This window comes from Candidatus Providencia siddallii (genome assembly GCF_964026685.1).
In the GTDB taxonomy this organism is placed as follows: domain Bacteria; phylum Pseudomonadota; class Gammaproteobacteria; order Enterobacterales; family Enterobacteriaceae; genus Providencia_A; species Providencia_A siddallii_A.
Genome location: NZ_OZ034688.1, coordinates 736,206 through 755,758, shown reverse-complemented (window position 1 = coordinate 755,758; position 19,553 = coordinate 736,206). Strand labels below are relative to the sequence as shown.

Below are 19,553 nucleotides of genomic sequence, written 5' to 3'. Positions count from 1 at the left end.
AATAAGTAATATTTTTTTTTTTTGTACAAAAATAAATTTTATACAATAAATAATCACTAATTAATACAAATGTTTTACATAAGTTATTCACAATTAATATATTAGTTATTAATTAATACTTATTATATTAATATTGTTAGATATTTTGTTTTTAATTTTAAAAAATGTAAATAATTTTAAATTATATATAAAACTATTTACATTTTAGATTATTTAATGTATACTTAATAAAAGTTATAAAAGGGGCTATAGCTCAGTTGGGAGAGCGTCTGCTTTGCACGCAGAAGGTCAGCGGTTCGACCCCGCTTAGCTCCAAAATTTACAAATTAAATTTTAATAATAAAAAATATAAGCAATATATTTAGAAAATAATGATTATTAAATATTTATCTTTTTAATATATAAATGTATTAGTTATAAAGTTTTTTATTAATTTAACTATAAAAGTTTTCTATAATGTATTTAATAAAAAGCATAAGGCGAATTTAATTCGCCTTATGCTTTTTATTTGATTTTTTCAAACAAATTATTATGTAATATCCTTAATATATTATCGGCATCATTTTCATTTATTATTAAATAAATATTATTATAATCAATTCCATAATTAATCATACGAATTTTAAATAATTTTAAAGAATTAATAATTTTTTTTCTTATTTTATTAACTTTAGATAAATTTTTTCCTATAATTGTAATTAATGATAAATTTTTTTCAATTTTAACATTACATAAAAATGAAAGTTCTCTTAATAATAATGTATTAATTAAATTATTTTTATTAATATAAGTAACAGTATTAATGATTATGATTATATTAGATTCTATTATCGTTACAAAATCTATTGGAATATTATGATTTGATAGTATTGTAAAAATTTTTATTAAAAAAATATGTTTTTTTATATTTTTTATATTTTTTAATATTAATAAAATTTGTTTTCGACGAATAACTAATGATATAATTTTTGGAAAATTTTTTGTGTTAGAATCAATAATTGTACCACCTAATTCTGGATTTTTACTAGAACCAATAAATATAGATATATTAGCTCTAATAACAGGTAATAAAGTCAATGGATGAAGTATTTTTGCACCAAAAGTTGCCATTTCTGCAGCTTCATTAAAATTAATATTATCAATACGTTTTGCATTTGGAACAATATTTGGATCGCTTGTGAAAATACCAGGTACATCAGTTAGAATATATACATATGATAATTTTAATGCTTCAGCAAGAAGAGTAGCAGTATAATCACTTCCTCCTCTTCCTAATGTCGTTGTACGTCCTTTTTGATCTTGCCCTATAAAACCTTGTGTAATAATTAATGATTTTTTTAGAATTGGAAATAATTGTTGTTTTGCTAATTGTTTTAAATATGTAATTTTAGGTTTTGCTTGTCCAAAATTTTCATCAGTTTTCATAATATTACGAATATCAAACCATTGTGAACTAATATTACGTTGTTTAAGAATTTCTACGAATAGTAAAGTTGACATTAATTCACCATAACATACGATTTCATCGGTTAATTCATTAGATGTTTTTAATGTTGCTTGTTCAGATAAATTAATTATATTCTTTAAAAGTAAATTAATTTTTTTATTAATTAAATTAGTAATTTTTAATTTATTAATTATATTATATTGAATATTCGTAATCTTTTGTAATAATTGAATTCGTTTGTTTTTTTTACATCCTTCAGAAAGTTTTATTAATAAGTTAGTAATTCCTGCAGAAGCAGAAACAATTACTATTCGTATGTTTTTATTATTGTAAATAATATTTGCACAATTATTCATTGCTTCAAAATTTGCTACACTTGTACCTCCTATTTTAGCTATTATAAATTGATTATTATTTAATGAAAAAATTTTTTTATTCATAATATAAAATCTCTTAGTTATATATGAATTTAAAGTTTAAAATTATATATTAACTTAAAAAAATAAATTTTTTAAAAAGTTATATTATTATTTAATACTATTAAACTATTAAAATATATATTTAATTTAATTACAAAAAAATAGTTTGAGATTTGTAATATAAAAGTATTTATTTTTTTTTTTTTAAAAATTATATAAATAATATAATTATATTAATATATAGTCTTTGGAGATAATTTTTATGAAAAACATTAATCCAAGAAAAACAGAAGCATGGTATGACTTAAAACAACATTTTAAATATATGAAAAAAATTCATATGAAAGATTTATTTAAGAAAGATAAAAATCGATTTAATAAATTTTCATTAATCTTTAAAAATCAAATTTTAGTTGATTTTTCTAAAAATATAATTAATAAAAAAACAATAAATAAATTATTAAATTTAGCAAAAGAAACAGAATTAAAAAATGCAATTAATAGTATGTTTAGTGGTAAAAAAATTAATCGTACAGAAGATAGAGCTGCTCTTCATATAGCTTTAAGAAATCTTGATAATACACCAATTTATATTGATAGTTATAATATTATGTTGGATGTAAATAAAGTTTTAAAAAAAATGAAAGATTTTTGTGATTGTGTTATCAATGGAAAATGAAAAGGATATACTGGTAAATCTATTACTGATATTGTTAATATTGGTATTGGAGGTTCAAATACCGGTTCGTTTATGGTTACTGAAGCATTATATTCTTATAAAAATCATTTAAATATTAATTTTATTTCTAATATTGACGCTGCAGAACTTAATAAAACATTAAAAAAACTTAATCCTGAAACTACATTATTTTTGATTGCATCTAAGACATTTACTACACAAGAGACAATGACCAACGCAAAATCTGCTCTTGATTGGTTATTATCAAAAGTAAAGAATAAAAAATATATAAAAAATCATTTTATAGCAATATCATCAAATTATGAACAAGTAATAAAATTTGGGATTGATAAAGATAATATATTTAAAATTTGGGATTGGGTAAGTGGAAGATATTCATTATGGTCAGCAATAGGTTTATCTATTATGTTATCAATTGGATTTGATAATTTTTTTCAACTTTTACATGGAGCTAATGAAATGGATAAGCATTTTATACAAACTCCATTAGAAAAAAATATTCCTGTATTATTAGCTTTAATTAGTATTTGGTATAATAATTTTTTTAAATATGAAACTGAAGCTATTTTACCATATGATCAATATATGCATTTATTTGTTTCTTATATACAACAAACTAGTATGGAATCTAATGGTAAATATATTGATCGAAATAATAATTATGTTTCTTATCAAACAGGTTCTATTATTTGGGGAGGAACTGGAATAAATGCTCAACATGCTTTTTATCAATTAATTCATCAAGGTACAAAAATAATTCCATGTGATTTTATTATTTCTGTAAAAACACATAACCCACTTAATGATCACCATATAAAATTATTATCAAATTTTTTTGCTCAAACAGAGGCATTAGCTTTTGGTAAAACTCGTAAAGTAATTAATAAAGAATTAATTTTAAAAGGTAAAAAAATAAAAAATATGAAATATATTATACCTCATAAAATTTTAAAAGGTAATCGACCAACTAATAGTATTTTAATAAAAAAAATTACTCCTTATTCATTAGGTGCTTTAATAGCTATGTATGAACATAAGATTTTTACTCAAGGTGTTATTTTAAATATTTTTACTTTTGATCAATGGAGTGTTGAATTAGGAAAACAATTAGCAAATAAAATTACTAATGAATTAAAAAATAATAAATTAATAAATAGTCATGATGTATCTACGAATAATTTAATAAATTGTTATAAAAATTGGAGTTTATTATAATTTTATTTAAAATATTTTTATTAATTTAATAAAATTATTAATATTTATTATTAATATATTAATAATAAATATTTTTTTTAAAAATTATTAGAACTTTCTATAGTTAATTTTATTTTATTAGGAATTAAATGTGACAATAATAAATATAGTTTATGTATTTTAATTAGAAAAATATCTTTTTTATTATTTATGTATTTTTTTTCACGTAATGTATTTATAAAAATAAAAAATATAGTTTTATCAAAAAAACTTTGTGTATAAATTCCGTGTAAAATTGATATATGTTGTGATAATTTTATACTATTTTTTTTTAAATCATTTTGGTTTATTTTTGGATTTTTATATAATAAAAATAGTGTTATTGAATAGTGTTGTAATATTTCACATGCATTATTTGCTAATATCTTTAATATATTAATTTTATATAAATTTATAGTAATTTGTTTTTTTTTGTTAAAAAAAATAATTTTTTGGTTTTTTAATTCATTAATTAGATCATTTATTGCTTTATATAATGTTTTATTATTATAATGTAAAAATAATTCAGCTTTTAGAAATGGATAAATTATCTTTATTTTTAAAAAAATGTTTTTATAACTTATATTTTTTTTATATAAAATAATGTTCGCAATTAAAGATGGTAAAATTAATAAATGATTTATATTATTTCGATGATAAATCATCATCGGAATTTTATTTTGTAAAAAAAATTTAATTTTTTTATTTATATCATTTTTTTGTTTAAAGATATTTTTTTTAAAAATTTGCTTTAATATTTCATCAGCAGTTTTATATATTATTATTGTATTTTGTGTATAAGGAACATTATTAAATAATTTTAAATAACATTTAATTTGTTCTATTATTAATTGTTCGTTAATTATTATTTGCTCATATAAAGTAGATAATATTATGTTAGAAATAAGATTTATAGAATTAATTGTAGTCGTTTTATTAATATTAATCATTATATTTGTTGCAAGCAAATTAGTTGCGTGGTTTAACCATGGCGGTCGATTTTTTTCTAATTTATTAAAAAGATAATTTTGATTAGTTATATATTTATTTAAAAATTGTGATAAAAAAATTGGTTCACTAAAATTAATATAACATTCTCCTAAACGTTTTAATTTATTAAAACTATTAATTATTGATAATATATTTTCTTTTTGTTTTTTTTTCCCATTTAATTCTTTTGTGTAATTATCTATTTCAATAATTTGTTCATAACTAATATAAATTGGAATAAAAATAATTTGTGATAATTTTTTTTGTAACATTGTTTGTAAAGTTATAGATAAAATTCCAGTTTTTGGTTTTAATAATCGTCCTGTTCTAGATCTGCTTCCTTCAATAAAATATTCTATGGAATATCCTTGTATAAAAAGTTCACTTAAATATTCACGAAAAATATTAGAATAAAGTTTATTTGCTTGAAAAGTTCTTCTAATAAAAAAAGCTCCTAATTTACGAAATATATTACCTATTGGCCAAAAATTTAAATTAATACCTGCAGCAATATGAGGTATAGATAATCCTTCATTATAAAGAACATAAGAAATTAATAAATAATCCATATGACTACGGTGAGATGGTACGTAAATAATTTTATAACCATTTTGTGTTAATTGTCTGATATTTTCAATATTATTAACATTAATTTTTTTATAAATAATTTTAAAAAATAATTTTAAAATTTTATTAGTTAATCGTATTATTTCATAAGAAAAATCGCTTGAAATTTCTTTTAAAATATTAATTGCATTTTTTTTTGCTTTTTTTATTGAAATTTTTTTATTAATAGATTCATCTATAATTGATTTTTTTATAACATTAGAAAATAATATTTTATTAAATAATTTTTTTTTATTTAAAAGTTTTGGACCTATTATTGATTGTTGTTGACGTAAATAATAGATTTTAGAAAATCTTATTAATTTATTTATAATTGTTGTATTTATATCATGGCGTTTAATTAATTTTTTAATAGAAAAGATAGGTGAAAAAATTATAAAACAATCACGTCCTAACCATAAAATTGTAAATAATTTTTTTAATTTTTTTAAAAAATTTAACGGTATTATAGTAATATGTTTTTTTTCTTTTTTATATGATCGTCCAAAAGTTGTAAAAATATATAATATTTGAATATCTATATTTAAATTTTTTTTATACAATTTTAAATATTTATTAAATATATTAATTGAGTTTTTATTTGGTTTTAAAAATAAATTTTTATTAAATATATTTTTATATATAAAAATATGTGCAGGTAATTTTATTTTATTTATTGTATTATTATGAAATGGATCTTGCAGTCCTATAATTTTACATTGATGTTGTAAAATAAATAGATTAAATTTAGAATAATATGGTAGTATATATAATATTGGTTTATTAACATCAATACGAAAAGTTTTAATTGGGTTTAATGGAATATTTTTTACTTTTATTAATATTTTTATTAATAAATTTAAAATATTAAAATATAATTTTTGAAAAATAAACATACAACGATCCTATGTTTTTGTATTATTTATAGGTATATAAATTTAATTTTTAATATATATTTTACAATATATATTGTAGTATATGTTTATATAAAATAATATATTAAATTTATTAATAATTTTATAAAATAACATTTTATTTTTATTTTTGAAAATTTTAATAAAAATTAAATAATATTATTATTGCTATTTAATAAATGTTTTATTAGTAAAAAGTTTTGTTTATTTTAAAGTATATTTTAAATATTTTAATTATATAGATATTTTATTAAAATTTTTTTCTTATTTTTAATAAAAAATAATAAATTATCTGTAATATTTATATTAAAAAATATTTTTTTAATATTTTAAAATAAATATTATAAAATATTTTTGATTTTTTTATAATGATCAGAGTTGTTTTAAATAATTAATTTTATATTGAATTAATAAAATATTATAATAAATTTGAATAATATAATATAAAATTAGTAAATAATTTTTTTAATTTTAATTTTAAATATATATTTTAGAATATATGGATATTACAAAAGAATTTTCTTTATTAGAAAAAAAAATAATTAAATTAGACGAAGAAGAAAAAATTTTAGTATTAAATAATATAAAATTGCATTTACATAATATTAGTCCATTTAAAAACGAACCTATTGATTATGTTATTTGGGTAAAAAGAAATCAAGTTTTAGCAAATGATTATAATCCTAATGTTATGTCTCCAACAGAAAAAAAATTATTAGAAACTTCACTTATAAAAGATGGTTATACTCAGCCAATTGTAGTATTGCCGATGTTACCAAATAAAAAGGATCAGTTGACTTGGCAAGTTGTTGATGGTTATCATCGTTATTTATTAAGTAAAAAAAATATATTAAAAAAACGTCTTAATAATTATATTCCAGTAACATTACTTAATAAAAAAATTGATGATATATCAAATCAAATGGCAGCAACTATTCGTCATAATCGTGCTCGCGGGCAACATAAGATATCTGCTATGTCTGATATTGTTAGAGATTTATCACGATTAGGTTGGAATGATTATAAGATAAGTAAAGAATTAGGAATGTCTAAAGATGAAGTATTAAGATTAAAACAAATTAGCGGTTTAACTGAATTATTTTCAGATAGAGAATTTTCAGATGCTTGAACGATAAAATAAATATTTTTTTGAAAAAAATCAAAAAAATTAATATAAAAAAATTTAATTATGTTTGTTTTTTATAATAGTTAAAATATCTTTAATTATATGTTGGTTACCAATTATAATATGATTGTCTTTTTTATAAAAAAAACGATTTATAATACCACCAGCTTCTAGTATAATTAATTCACTTCCAGAAAAATCGATATAATTTGATTTTATTTGATAAAAGGCATCAATACGATTATTTGCTATATAGCATAAATCTAGAATTTTATCTCCTGTGCTACGAAAATCATTACAACGTTCAAATATTGAATTTAATATATTTAAAAAAAATTTTGAATTGTTTTTCGAAGGAAATTTTATAGCAATAATTGATTTATCTAATGTTTGTTTTTCTGTAATACGAAGACGATACCCGTTTAATTGTGCTCCTTGTCCTCGAACTGCAGTAAATAATTCGTTGTGCATTGGTGCATAAACTACAGAAACTTTTATATATTTTTTTTTTTCTATTTTATTTTTAAAATAAATAGCTATTGATGTAGAAAAATATGGAAAACATTTTATAAAATTATTAGTTCCATTTAATACATTAATTATCCATTGGACTTCATTTGTTTTACTTAAAATTTTATCGTGTTTTTTAGTTATAATTGTATGATATGGATATGATTTATTAATGATATTTATTGCAATTTTTTCAGCTTCATATATTATTTTTGTTAAAATGTTATTATTTTTTTGATTTGTTGTAATTGTTTGAAAAAATTCATAGCTTTTTGCTATATAATCTCCGGATTTTCGTATAGCACGTAAAGCTATATTAAGTAATGGATGCATTTTATAAAAATATTTAAGTAAATATTTAAAATATATATTATATATAATATATTAAAATTATCAATTTTTATTAAAAATATTTTTAGTTTTTTAATAAAATTTACTTATTATAAAAAATAATATAAAATGTTTAATATTAACTAAATGAAATAATAAAAAAATTTTTAAAAAAAATGAAGTTACCTATTTATTTTGATTATTCAGCTACAACTCCTGTTGATTCACGAGTAGCTAAAAAAATGATGAAGTATTTAACAATAGATGGAATTTTTGGGAATCCATCATCTCGTTCTCATCGTTTTGGATGAGAAGCAGAAGAAGCTGTAGATATTGCTCGTAATCAAGTTGCTGAATTAATTAATTCAGATTCATCTGAAATTATTTTTACTTCTGGAGCAACCGAATCAAATAATTTAGCAATTAAAGGTGCGGCTAAATTTTATCAAAAAAAAGGTATACATATTATAACAAATAAAATTGAGCATAAGTCTGTTTTAGATACTTGTCTACAATTAGAAAATGAAGGTTTTGAAATTACTTATTTATCTACTGAATATAATGGAATTATTCCTATAAAAAAAATTGAAAATGCAATTAAAAAAAATACAATTTTGATTTCAATTATGCATGTAAATAATGAAATTGGAATAATTCAAAATATAGAAGAAATTGGTAAAATATGTCGTAATAATGGAATTATTTTTCATGTTGATGCTACTCAAAGCATTGGTAAAATACCTGTTGATATTAAATTATTAAAAATAGATTTAATGTCATTTTCTGCTCATAAAATTTATGGTCCTATGGGTATAGGTGTATTATATGTTAGACGTAATCCATCTGTTTATATTTGTGCACAACAACATGGTGGCGGACATGAATATGGTATGCGTTCTGGTACGTTAGCAGTTCATCAAATTGTAGGAATTGGAGAAGCTTGCAATATCCTAAAAAAGGAAATTTTAAAAGAATATAAACGTTTGAATAATTTGCGTTTACGTTTATTAAAAGGAATAAAAGATATAAAAGGAATATTTATTAATACTGATTTTAAACATAGTGCTCCACATATTTTAAATATAAGTTTTGAGAACGTAGAAAATGAATTACTTTTAATTTTATTAAAAGATTTAGCAGTTTCTTCTGGTTCTGCATGTAATTCTAATAACTTAGAATCATCATATGTATTAAGATCTTTAGGTATAAGTAATAAATTAGCTCATAATTCAATTCGTTTTTCTATAGGTCGTTTTACTAAAAAAAAAGAAATCAATTATGCTATAAAATTAATTAATGATGTTATTGAAAAAATTAAATTTTAATTTTTATGTTAATTAGAATTATATTAATATGTATTTTAAGATAATTTATTTTTATAAAAAACGAGAACCTGATAAGTCCCCGCTAATTTATTATGATAGATTATTTTTTATATTTACACATTACGAGTGTTGCATTAGTCCCACCAAATCCAAAACTGTTTGACATAACTGTATTTAATGTTTTTTTTATTGGTTCTTTTATGATATTAAAATCAATTGCTTTTTTATCCAAATTTTGAATATTAATACTTGGAGCAATGAAATTATGTTTCAACATTAATAAAGTATAAATTATTTCATGTACACCTGCAGCACCTAAAGAATGGCCACTCATAGATTTAGTAGATGAAATTGCTGGATTTTCATTATTAAATACTTGTTTAATTGCTTCAAGTTCTCGTATATCACCGATTTGTGTTGATGTTCCATGAGTATTAATGTAATCAATTTTATTTGTTATATTTTTAGTTGCTATTTTCATACAACGTATTGCTCCCTCACCAGATGGTGCAACCATATCAATACCGTCAGATGTTGCTCCATATCCTATTATTTCTGCATATATGTATGCTTTTCGTTTTAAAGCGTGTTCTAATTCTTCAACAACTATAACACCACCTCCTCCAGATATAACAAAACCATCTCTTGTTTGATCATAAGCTCTTGAAGCTTTTTCTGGGGTTTTATTATATTTTGTTGATAACGCCCCCATTGCGTCAAATTCACACGACAGTTCCCAACTTAACTCTTCGCCTCCTCCAGCAAATATTAAATCTTGTTTATTTAATTTTATTAATTCAACAGCATGACCAATACAATGAGCAGAAGTTGCACATGCTGAACTTATTGAATAATTAATACCTTTTATTTTAAAAGGAATTGCTAAACATGCTGAAATACCTGATGCCATAGCTTTTGTTACCATGTAAGGCCCAACACCTCTTAAGCCTTTTGCTCTCATACCGTCAGATCCACGGACTTGATTACGTGGTGAGCCTCCTCCTGAACCAACTACAATACCAGTACGAAAATTTGAGATTTGATCAGGTGTTAATTTTGAATCTTTAATTGCTTGTTCCATAGATAAGTATGAATAAGCAGAACAATCGCTCATGAAACGATAAAATTTGCGATCTATTAATTTTGTTAGTTCTAAATTTTTAATATTTCCCCATACATGGCTACGTAGACCAGCTTTTTTAAATTCTTCTGAAAAAGTTACACCAGTATGACCATTTTTTAAAGAATGGAGAACTTCTTTTATGTTATTTCCAAGACTAGATATAATTCCTAAGCCTGTTATTACTGCACGCTTCATTTGTTACCTCATGTTTTATAATTATATGATTGCGTGATTATAAGGCATAACTTTAGCTTACACTTGTAAGCTGAACAAGTATAATTATATCAAATATTATGTTTTATTTTATAAAAAATATAAAAAAATAACTTTTTATTAAAATTATATTAATGATTATAAAAAAATATAATATATATATGTTATATATTTTAAAAATTTAAATTTATTGAAAAATAATTTTTTATATTTTAATTTTATTAAAAAGTAAATTTTATGTTTATTAATTAATAAATAATAAATAAAATATTATTATATTAAATAGTAAAAAAAATTTTAAAATAAATTTATTTATTTTTATAAAAAAATATACTTTAAAACTTTAAAATATTTAAAATATAAATAAATGTTATTTTTTATATAGAAATAAAAGATATTTATGTAAAATTAAATTAATTTTTTAAAAAAATTAATTTAATTTTAATATTAATAATAGGATTATGTATTATTGATAACATCAAAACATTGCCCACGATAACGTAAATAATGATCCATTAATACAATAGCAGTCATTGCTTCTGCAATTGGTACAGCACGGATACCAGCACAGCAGTCATGACGTCCTTTTGTAGTTATTATTGTTTCATTGCCGTCGTAATTTAATGTTTTTATAGGTTTTTGAATACTTGTTGTAGCTTTTATAGCAATATTTAATATAATATATTGACCATTACTAATTCCTCCTAAAACTCCTCCAGCATGGTTAGTTTTAAATCCATTATTGGTTAGTTCATCACGTGTTTGACTTCCTTTTAGATTTATTGCGTTAAACCCATCACCGATTTCGATACCTTTTACTGCGTTTATGCTCATAATTGCATGTGCAAGATCTGCATCTAAACGATCAAACACTGGTTCACCAATTCCAATTGGGATATTTTTAACTATTATTGTAATTTTAGCACCAATTGAATCACCTTCTTTTTTTATTGTTTTTAAAAAATTATGTAATTTATTTATTTTATTAGGATCTGGACAAAAAAATGGATTTTTTTCCGCTGCGGTTAAATTTTTAATTTTGCATTTTATATGTCCTATTTGTGTTATACAACCATAAATTTTAATATTTAATTTTTCTTTTAAATATTTTTTAGCAATTGCGCCTGCAGACACTCGCATTGTTGTTTCTCTAGCAGATGATCTTCCACCACCTCTATAATCATATATACCATATTTTTTTTTATATGTATAATCTGCATGTCCAGGTCTAAAAATATTTTTGATATTAATGTAATCTTCAGAACGATAATCGTTATTTTTTATTATTAATCCAATACTTGTGCCTGTAGTTACACCATTAAAAACTCCAGAAAGAATTTTAATTTTATCATATTCGCATCGTTTACTAGTATAAAAAGAAAACCCAGGTCTTCTTCTGTCTAAATCTTTTTGTAAATCTACTTCATTAAGTAATAATCCAGGTGGAACACCATCTATTATACAACCTAATGCAATACCATGGGATTCTCCAAATGTAGTTAAGCGAAAAAGTTGTCCAATTGAATTTCCAGCCATAATTAATTCCTTTTTTTAGTTATATTTTTTTATATTTTTTATAGTTTTTTATTTTTATAAAAAATGATTTTATGAATCGATATATAAACTAAATGTTTTGTTATGCTTAATAAGTTCTTTATAAGTTATACTAAATACACCATTACCTCCATATTTAAATTTTAACCAGTTAAATTTTATTTCAGGATATTTTTTTATTAAATTAATCATATTATTACCGACTTCGCATATTAATATACCATTGTTTGTTAGAAATCTTGGTGAATTAGCTAAAATACGATATATTAAATTTAATCCATCATCATCAGCAAATAAAGCTATTTTTGGTTCAATAAGAAATTCTTTTGGTAACATATTTATGTCTTTTTTATTTACATATGGTGGGTTTGTAATTATCATATCATATTTCACTTCTGGCATATTTTTAAATAAATCAGATAATATTAGAATAATTGAATTTTGTAATTTATGATTAATTATATTTCTTTCTGCAACAATTAATGCATCTGAAGAAATATCAACTGCATCTATAATTTTTGTATTAGGAAATTTATAAGCGCATGAAATTGCAATGCATCCACTACCAGTACATAAATCTAAAATGGATTTAGGTTCGTTGGATATTATATTTGTAAAACGATTATTAATTAGTTCTTTTATTGGTGTTCTAGGAATTAAAACTCGTTTATCTATATAAAATTCATGTCCACAAAACCATGAACGATTAATAAGATAAGCTGTTGGTATTTTTTTTTTTATACGTTGAGAAATAAGATTTATTATATGTTTTTTTTCTATTTTTGTTATTCTGGATGTTAATAAGTTAGAAGGAATATTTAATGGCAAATAAAGACTTGTTAATATTAATTGCAAAGCTTCATCAAATGCATTGTTTGTGCCATGGCCATAATATATATTAGCTTTGTTAAAATTGCTTATTGTTCAACGTAAAATATCTTTTATTGTATAAAGATCTTCTACTTCTTCTATATATTTTTTTTTCAAAAAAAATATCTCCGATTTTTTATTAATAAAAATAAATTAATTATCATTTTGAAATAATTAAATGATATTTTATTTATTTAAAATTATTATTTATTATTAAAATATTTTATTTTTTTATTTTTTAAAATAATTTGTATGTAATAATTAATTATTTTTTTTATTTTTTAAATAAAAAGAAAGAATTGTTATTTTTTGAGTTTCAATTTTTGTTTTAGTTTTAATATTTTCAATTAAACGATTTTTTTCTTTTTCAATTAAATTTAAAGGAGCATGACTAATAAATTTTTCATTTGCTAATTTCATTTCTATTATTTTTTTTTCTTTTTGTAGTTTTAATAGTATTTTATCAAGTCTATGTAATTCATTTTTTATATTTATTGTATTTTCTATTGGAAAATTTAATTCAGCATTATTTATTAATTTTGTAATTGAAACAGGAGGAGTTTCATTTTTTGATAAAAAAGTTATTTCTTTTAGTAATGCTATAGATTTAATAATAATTTGATTTTTTTTTACTAATGTTATTATATTTTTAGATTCACTTTTAAAAAATATATGTAGTAATTTATTTGGTTCAATATTTATTTCTGTACGAATATTTCGTATAGCAATTATAAGTTTTTTAATCCATTCTATTTTTTCAAAAGCAATTTTATTAATTTTTGATTCATCAAATTTAGGAAATGGTTGTAACATAATTGTAAGATCATGTATATTTTTTATAGATTTGATGTTTTGCCAAATATTTTCTGTAATAAAAGGTATAATAGGATGTGCAAGTCGTAATATTTTTTCAAGTACTTCGATTAGTGTATAACGAATACTTCTTATTTGTACTTTATCGTTTTTATTAATTAAAATTTTAGATATTGTTATATACCAATCACAAAAATCATTCCATGTAAAATCATAAATAATATTTGCAGCAATATCATATCTATTTTTGTCAAGTGCTTCACTATAATTTTTAATTGTATTATTAAGTTTTGTTAAAATCCAATAATCTGATAATGAAAAATTAATTTTTCCCCCGTTTTGACCACAATCTTGATTTTTTGTGTTTATTAAAACAAAACGACTTGCGTTCCATAATTTATTACAAAAATTGCGATAACCTAATAAACGTTTCATATCAAAAATAATATCTCGTCCTGTTGAAGCTAAAGCTGTTAAAGTAAAACGTAAAGCGTCAGCTCCATAAGCTTTAATTCCTTCAGGAAATTCTTTTTTTGTATTTTTTAAAATTTTTTTGGATAATTGTGGTTGTAACATATTGGTGGTTCGTTTTTTTAATAAATCTTCTAGAGATATACCATTAATTATGTCTAATGGATCTATAACATTTCCTTTAGATTTTGACATTTTTTGTCCTTCTTCATCACGAATAAGACCAGTTATATATACTGTTTTAAATGGTATTTGTGGTTTATTTTTTTTATCTTTAATAAAATACATCGTTAACATGATCATACGGGCGATCCAAAAAAAAATAATATCAAAACCACTAACTAATATATCAGTTGGATGAAACATTTTTAATGCATTAGTTTTTTTAGGCCAGCCTAATGTTGAAAATGTCCATAATCCTGATGAAAACCATGTATCTAATACGTCTTTATCTTGATTTAATACAAAATTTGTATCAAAGTTGTTTTCAATGCGAATTTTGTCTTCGTTATAATTTACATAAATATTTCCATTTTTATCATACCAAGCAGGTATTCTATGCCCCCACCATAATTGGCGAGAAATACACCAATCTTGAATATTATTCATCCAAGAATAATACATATTTTTATATTGTTGAGGAATAAAATTTATACGACCATCTTCAACCGCTTTAATAGCATTTTTAGCTAAAAATTTAGCACGAATATACCATTGATTTGTTAACATTGGTTCGATTATTATACCATTTCGTTCGTTATAAGGTATATTAGTTTCATAAAGTTTTACTTTTATTAATGCTCCTATTTTTTCGAGTTCAGATACTATTAATTTACGTGCTATAAATCTATTAATACCATGATATTTTTTAGGAATTTCACAATTATGAATATTTAATAGTTTTCCATTAGAATCAAAAAATTCTAATTTATTAAGTATATTTCCATTTAAATCCATTATATTTATCATAATTAGTTGATGTTGTTTTCCTATTTTATAATCATTAAAATCATGTGCTGGTGTAATTTTTACACAACCTGTATTTTTGTGAATATCAGCATATTTATCACCGATAATTGGAATATAACGATTAATTATTGGCGAAATAATTTTTTTACCAATTAAATTTTTATATCGTAGATCTTCAGGATTAACAGCAACAGCTGTATCTCCTAATATAGTTTCAGGTCTTGTTGTTGCAATGATTAAATAATTTTTCCCATCTAATGTTTTTTCGTCATTAGCTAATTGATATTTTATATACCAAATATGTACTTTTTTTTTGCGATTTTTAACTTCTAAGTCTGAAATAGCTGTATGTAATTCAGTATCCCAATTTACTAAACGTTTCCCACGATAGATTAAATTATCTTTATATAAACGAATAAAAGCTTCTTTTACTGATTTAGAAAATTTTTCATCCATTGTAAAACGTTCACGTTTCCAATTAACAGAATTACCTAAACGTCTCATTTGTTGTGAAATTATTTTATTTGATTCTTTTTTTCATTTCCAAATTTTATTGATATAATCTTTTTTATTGTAATCTTTTCTTATTTTACCTTCTTCTGATAAAATTTTGTTTTCAATTATTATTTGTGTTGCTATTCCAGCATGATCAGTACCTGTTTGCCATAATGTATTTTTACCTTGCATTCGTTGATAACGAATTATTATATCCATAATAGTTTGTTGAAAAGCATGTCCCATATGTAAACTACCAGTTATATTTGGAGGTGGGATTGCTATACAAAAATTGTTTTGATTAATGTTTTTATTATATTTAAAAAATCCATTTTTTTCCCAAAAATTATATATATTTTTTTCTATTTCCATATTATATGTTTTGTTTTTAGATAAATTATTTAATAAGTCTTCTATTTTTTTTTTCATTTTTTTGTAAATTAATATTTTATAGTTAAATTAAATTTTATGTTATTATGATTGATATGTTATTTATATATTAATTATTTTATAATATTAATAGTAATTATGATTTTTTTTAAAAAAAATATTTATATATTTATAAAATTATATTTTTGTTGATTGCATTATATATTTTGATAACTATTTATTTAAAAATATTTTTAATATATTTATTTATTTTTATTTTAAAGATTTATATGTATGTTTTTTATTTTTTAATTTATATTTTTTAATATAATTTATTAGTAATATTATATGTAATTTATTATATATAATTTTAAAATAAGATTCTATTTTTTTAATTAAAAATATTAATAATTTTAATTAAAAATTAAATTATAAAATGATATGATTATTATAATATGATTAAAATTATATTAACGTAAAATATATTTTTTAAAAATATAAAAATATTGTTTTATATAAGTATTTTATATTATTTTCGATAAAAATAATTATTAAATATAATTATGTTATGACTAATAATTATATTTTGTATTCAAAAATAATATTTTTATAGTTATATTTTTTATGTTTTATATTTATAATATTTATTTTTTTATTAGAAATAAAATATTAATTAATATAATTAATATTGTAAGATATATTTAAAAATATTAATTTTTAAAAAAAATTATATTAATATAATAATATATTAATATAATTACAATTTGATTAAATTATTTTAAATAATTATTATAAAAGTTTATTTTTGTTAAAATAATTTTATATATATTTTGTATAGAATTATTTTTTGTTTAAAAAATATTATGTATATAAATATTGTTTTTAGATATTTGGTACGAGAAAACTTAAAAAGTCAATTAGCAGTTTTTTTTGTATTAATGTTAATATTTTTCAGTCAAAAATTTATAGATATTTTTGGTGATGTTGTTCATGGTGATATACCTTTAAATTTAATTATACCATTATTAATATCAGCTATTCCAGAAATGGTTTATCTTATGTTGCCTTTAAGTCTTTTTCTTGGCTTATTAATAAGATGCAGTAAATTTTGTTATGAAAATGAATTTATAGTAATGTATGCTTGTTGTTTTGGTAAAAATATTATAATTAAAGCTGTTTTAATGTTATCTATTATAATATCATTTTTTTCTATTTGTAATATAATATGGATATTACCTTTATCATATAAATACCAAGAACAGATAATCTTTAAATCAAAAGTTAATCCTTTATTATTATCTATTGCCGAAGGACAATTTAAAATTACTAAAAATGGTAATTTTGCTTTATATGTTGATTCTATAAAAAATAGTATATTTAAAAATATTTTTTTTGTGCAGTTACGTGACACTAATATAAAACATTCGTCATTTGTTGTAGCTAATTCTGGATATATAAAAGAATGTTTTGATGGTAAACAAATTATTGTTCTTAATAAAGGTGTAAGATATGAAGGTATTCCTTTTTTAAGTAATTTTAATATTACTAAATTTGTAAATTATAAGGCTATTGTTGAATATAAAACAAATGAAAATTATATTAATAAAATTGAACAAAAAAGTATGTTTCAATTATGGAATGATAATACATTAAAAGCGAATTCAGAATTTCATTGGCGTTTAACTGTTATTTTTTCTATTTTTATTATGGCTTTAATTGCAGTTCCATTATGCGAAGTTAATTTACGTCAAGGACGTTTAGTAAGTATGTTACCAACAATGTTGTTATATTTAATATTTTTTTTGTTACATAATATATTAAGAAATTTTGTTAATAAACATGATTTTAATTGTATATATATTACATGGATGATTAATTTTCTTTATTTAATATTGGCTATTTTTCTTAATTTATGGAATACATTGTCTTTTCGTCGTATTCGTTTAAAATTTATTAGAGGTTTGTTTTGATTTTTTCTATTTTAGATAAATACATTGGTAGAATTGTTTTATTTTCTATTTTAACTATGCTTTTTTTATTAGTTTCTATTTCTAGTATCATTAAATTTGTTGAACAGTTTAGAAAGGTTGGTGAAGGTGATTATATAGTTTTTACTGCTGTAGTATTTACATTGTTAACTATTCCAAAAGATATTATTTTTTTTTTACCAATGGCTTCAATGCTTGGTACTTTAAATGGTTTAGGGTCTTTGGCATCAAATAGTGAATTAGTTGTAATGCAAGCTTCTGGATTTACAAAATTGAAAATTGTATTATCAACATTTAAAATTGCTATTCCACTTATAATTGTTATAATGTTTATCGGAGAATGGATATCTCCTGTTTCTGAGCAATTAGCAAGAAAATATCGTGCAGAAAAAATTTCAAAAAATTCACTTATTGTTACAGATGAAGGTATTTGGATAAAAGATGGTTGTAATTTTGTTCATATTCAACATATAAAAAATTCTATATCAATTGAAAATATTTCAATATATTTTTTTAATAAACAGCATCAATTACAGTCATTATTGTTTGCGTCAAATGGAATATACGATGAAAATAGAAATTTATGGTTATTATCCAATATTAATAAATCTATAATAACTGACGAAAAAAAAATTATAAATTTAAAATATGTTTTTTTTGATTGGAATACTACTTTAACTCCAGAAAAATTAAATATTATTAAATTAAATATTGATTCATTATCAATAAGAGGTATATATAAATATATACTTTATTTAAAGGAAAATAAACAAAATTCAGTAATGTATGAAATTACTATGTGGAAAAAAATATTAATACCATTTTCTACTTCTGTTATGATATTAATGTCAATTTCTTTTATTTTTGGTCAATTAAAAGTTATATCAGCTGGAATACGTATTATTTTAGGTATTTTATGTGGTTTTTTATTTTATATATTTAATCAATTAATTACTAAATGGGGTTTATTTTATTCAATTTCACCTATTATTGCAGTTTTAATACCAAGTATGTTTTTTTTATTATTAGCAATATTTTTTTATAGAAAAAATATTTTTAAATAATATTTAATATTAAAAATTTATTAT

Annotated in this window: 11 protein-coding genes, 1 tRNA gene and 1 pseudogene; 6 read left to right on the top strand and 7 right to left on the bottom strand. The window is 20.5% G+C overall.

All coding sequences use genetic code 4. The annotated features are described in order from the left end of the window. The first annotated feature begins 242 nt into the window (after window positions 1–242). Window positions 243–315 (top strand) — tRNA-Ala (locus AAGD61_RS03270). Between the two features lie 189 nt (window positions 316–504). Here the strand turns inward: AAGD61_RS03270 and lysC are convergent. Further along, entirely contained in the window at window positions 505–1,887 is a 1,383-nt protein-coding gene (lysC, locus tag AAGD61_RS03265; protein WP_341765004.1) for a lysine-sensitive aspartokinase 3, read from the bottom strand. Between the two features lie 241 nt (window positions 1,888–2,128). Here lysC and pgi point away from each other — a divergent pair, with 241 nt between their 5' ends. Further along, complete coding sequence (pgi, locus tag AAGD61_RS03260) at window positions 2,129–3,781, top strand: glucose-6-phosphate isomerase (protein WP_341765003.1); 1,653 nt, start codon at window positions 2,129–2,131, stop codon at window positions 3,779–3,781. A 77-nt stretch (window positions 3,782–3,858) separates the two neighbouring features. On the opposite strand, the gene plsB is transcribed toward pgi, so the two are convergent. Further along, window positions 3,859–6,291, bottom strand: a complete 2,433-nt coding sequence (gene plsB / locus AAGD61_RS03255) for a glycerol-3-phosphate 1-O-acyltransferase PlsB (RefSeq protein ID WP_341765002.1) — start codon at window positions 6,289–6,291, stop codon at window positions 3,859–3,861. A gap of 517 nt (window positions 6,292–6,808) precedes the next feature. On the opposite strand from plsB, the gene AAGD61_RS03250 reads away from it, so the two are divergent. Then, window positions 6,809–7,450: an IbrB-like domain-containing protein gene (locus tag AAGD61_RS03250; RefSeq protein WP_341765001.1), complete on the top strand. Its 642-nt coding sequence runs from the start codon at window positions 6,809–6,811 to the stop codon at window positions 7,448–7,450. A gap of 42 nt (window positions 7,451–7,492) precedes the next feature. Here the strand turns inward: AAGD61_RS03250 and AAGD61_RS03245 are convergent, their stop codons facing one another. After that, window positions 7,493–8,278 (bottom strand): inositol monophosphatase family protein, encoded by a 786-nt coding sequence (locus tag AAGD61_RS03245; RefSeq protein WP_341765000.1) that lies wholly within the window; start codon window positions 8,276–8,278, stop codon window positions 7,493–7,495. 173 nt (window positions 8,279–8,451) lie between these two features. Here AAGD61_RS03245 and AAGD61_RS03240 point away from each other — a divergent pair. Then, a pseudogene (locus AAGD61_RS03240) lies at window positions 8,452–9,594 on the top strand (IscS subfamily cysteine desulfurase); the annotation flags it as partial. A 106-nt stretch (window positions 9,595–9,700) separates the two neighbouring features. Here the strand turns inward: AAGD61_RS03240 and fabB are convergent. From fabB to AAGD61_RS03220, 4 genes are all read right to left on the bottom strand, one after another. Beyond that, on the bottom strand, window positions 9,701–10,918 hold the full coding sequence (gene fabB, locus AAGD61_RS03235) for a beta-ketoacyl-ACP synthase I (RefSeq protein ID WP_341764999.1): 1,218 nt from the start codon (window positions 10,916–10,918) through the stop codon (window positions 9,701–9,703). A 477-nt stretch (window positions 10,919–11,395) separates the two neighbouring features. Further along, window positions 11,396–12,472, bottom strand: coding sequence for a chorismate synthase (gene aroC / locus AAGD61_RS03230; RefSeq protein WP_341764998.1), 1,077 nt, complete (start codon window positions 12,470–12,472; stop codon window positions 11,396–11,398). A gap of 69 nt (window positions 12,473–12,541) precedes the next feature. Next, complete coding sequence (gene prmB / locus AAGD61_RS03225; RefSeq protein WP_341764997.1) at window positions 12,542–13,477, bottom strand: 50S ribosomal protein L3 N(5)-glutamine methyltransferase; 936 nt, start codon at window positions 13,475–13,477, stop codon at window positions 12,542–12,544. Between the two features lie 144 nt (window positions 13,478–13,621). Then, window positions 13,622–16,537, bottom strand: a complete 2,916-nt coding sequence (locus AAGD61_RS03220; protein ID WP_341764996.1) for a valine--tRNA ligase — start codon at window positions 16,535–16,537, stop codon at window positions 13,622–13,624. 803 nt (window positions 16,538–17,340) lie between these two features. Here AAGD61_RS03220 and lptF point away from each other — a divergent pair. Further along, on the top strand, window positions 17,341–18,462 hold the full coding sequence (gene lptF, locus AAGD61_RS03215; protein ID WP_341764995.1) for an LPS export ABC transporter permease LptF: 1,122 nt from the start codon (window positions 17,341–17,343) through the stop codon (window positions 18,460–18,462). Beyond that, complete coding sequence (lptG, locus tag AAGD61_RS03210; RefSeq protein ID WP_341764994.1) at window positions 18,444–19,529, top strand: LPS export ABC transporter permease LptG; 1,086 nt, start codon at window positions 18,444–18,446, stop codon at window positions 19,527–19,529. Before lptF ends, lptG begins: the two co-directional genes overlap by 19 nt. Window positions 19,530–19,553 lie beyond the last annotated feature (24 nt).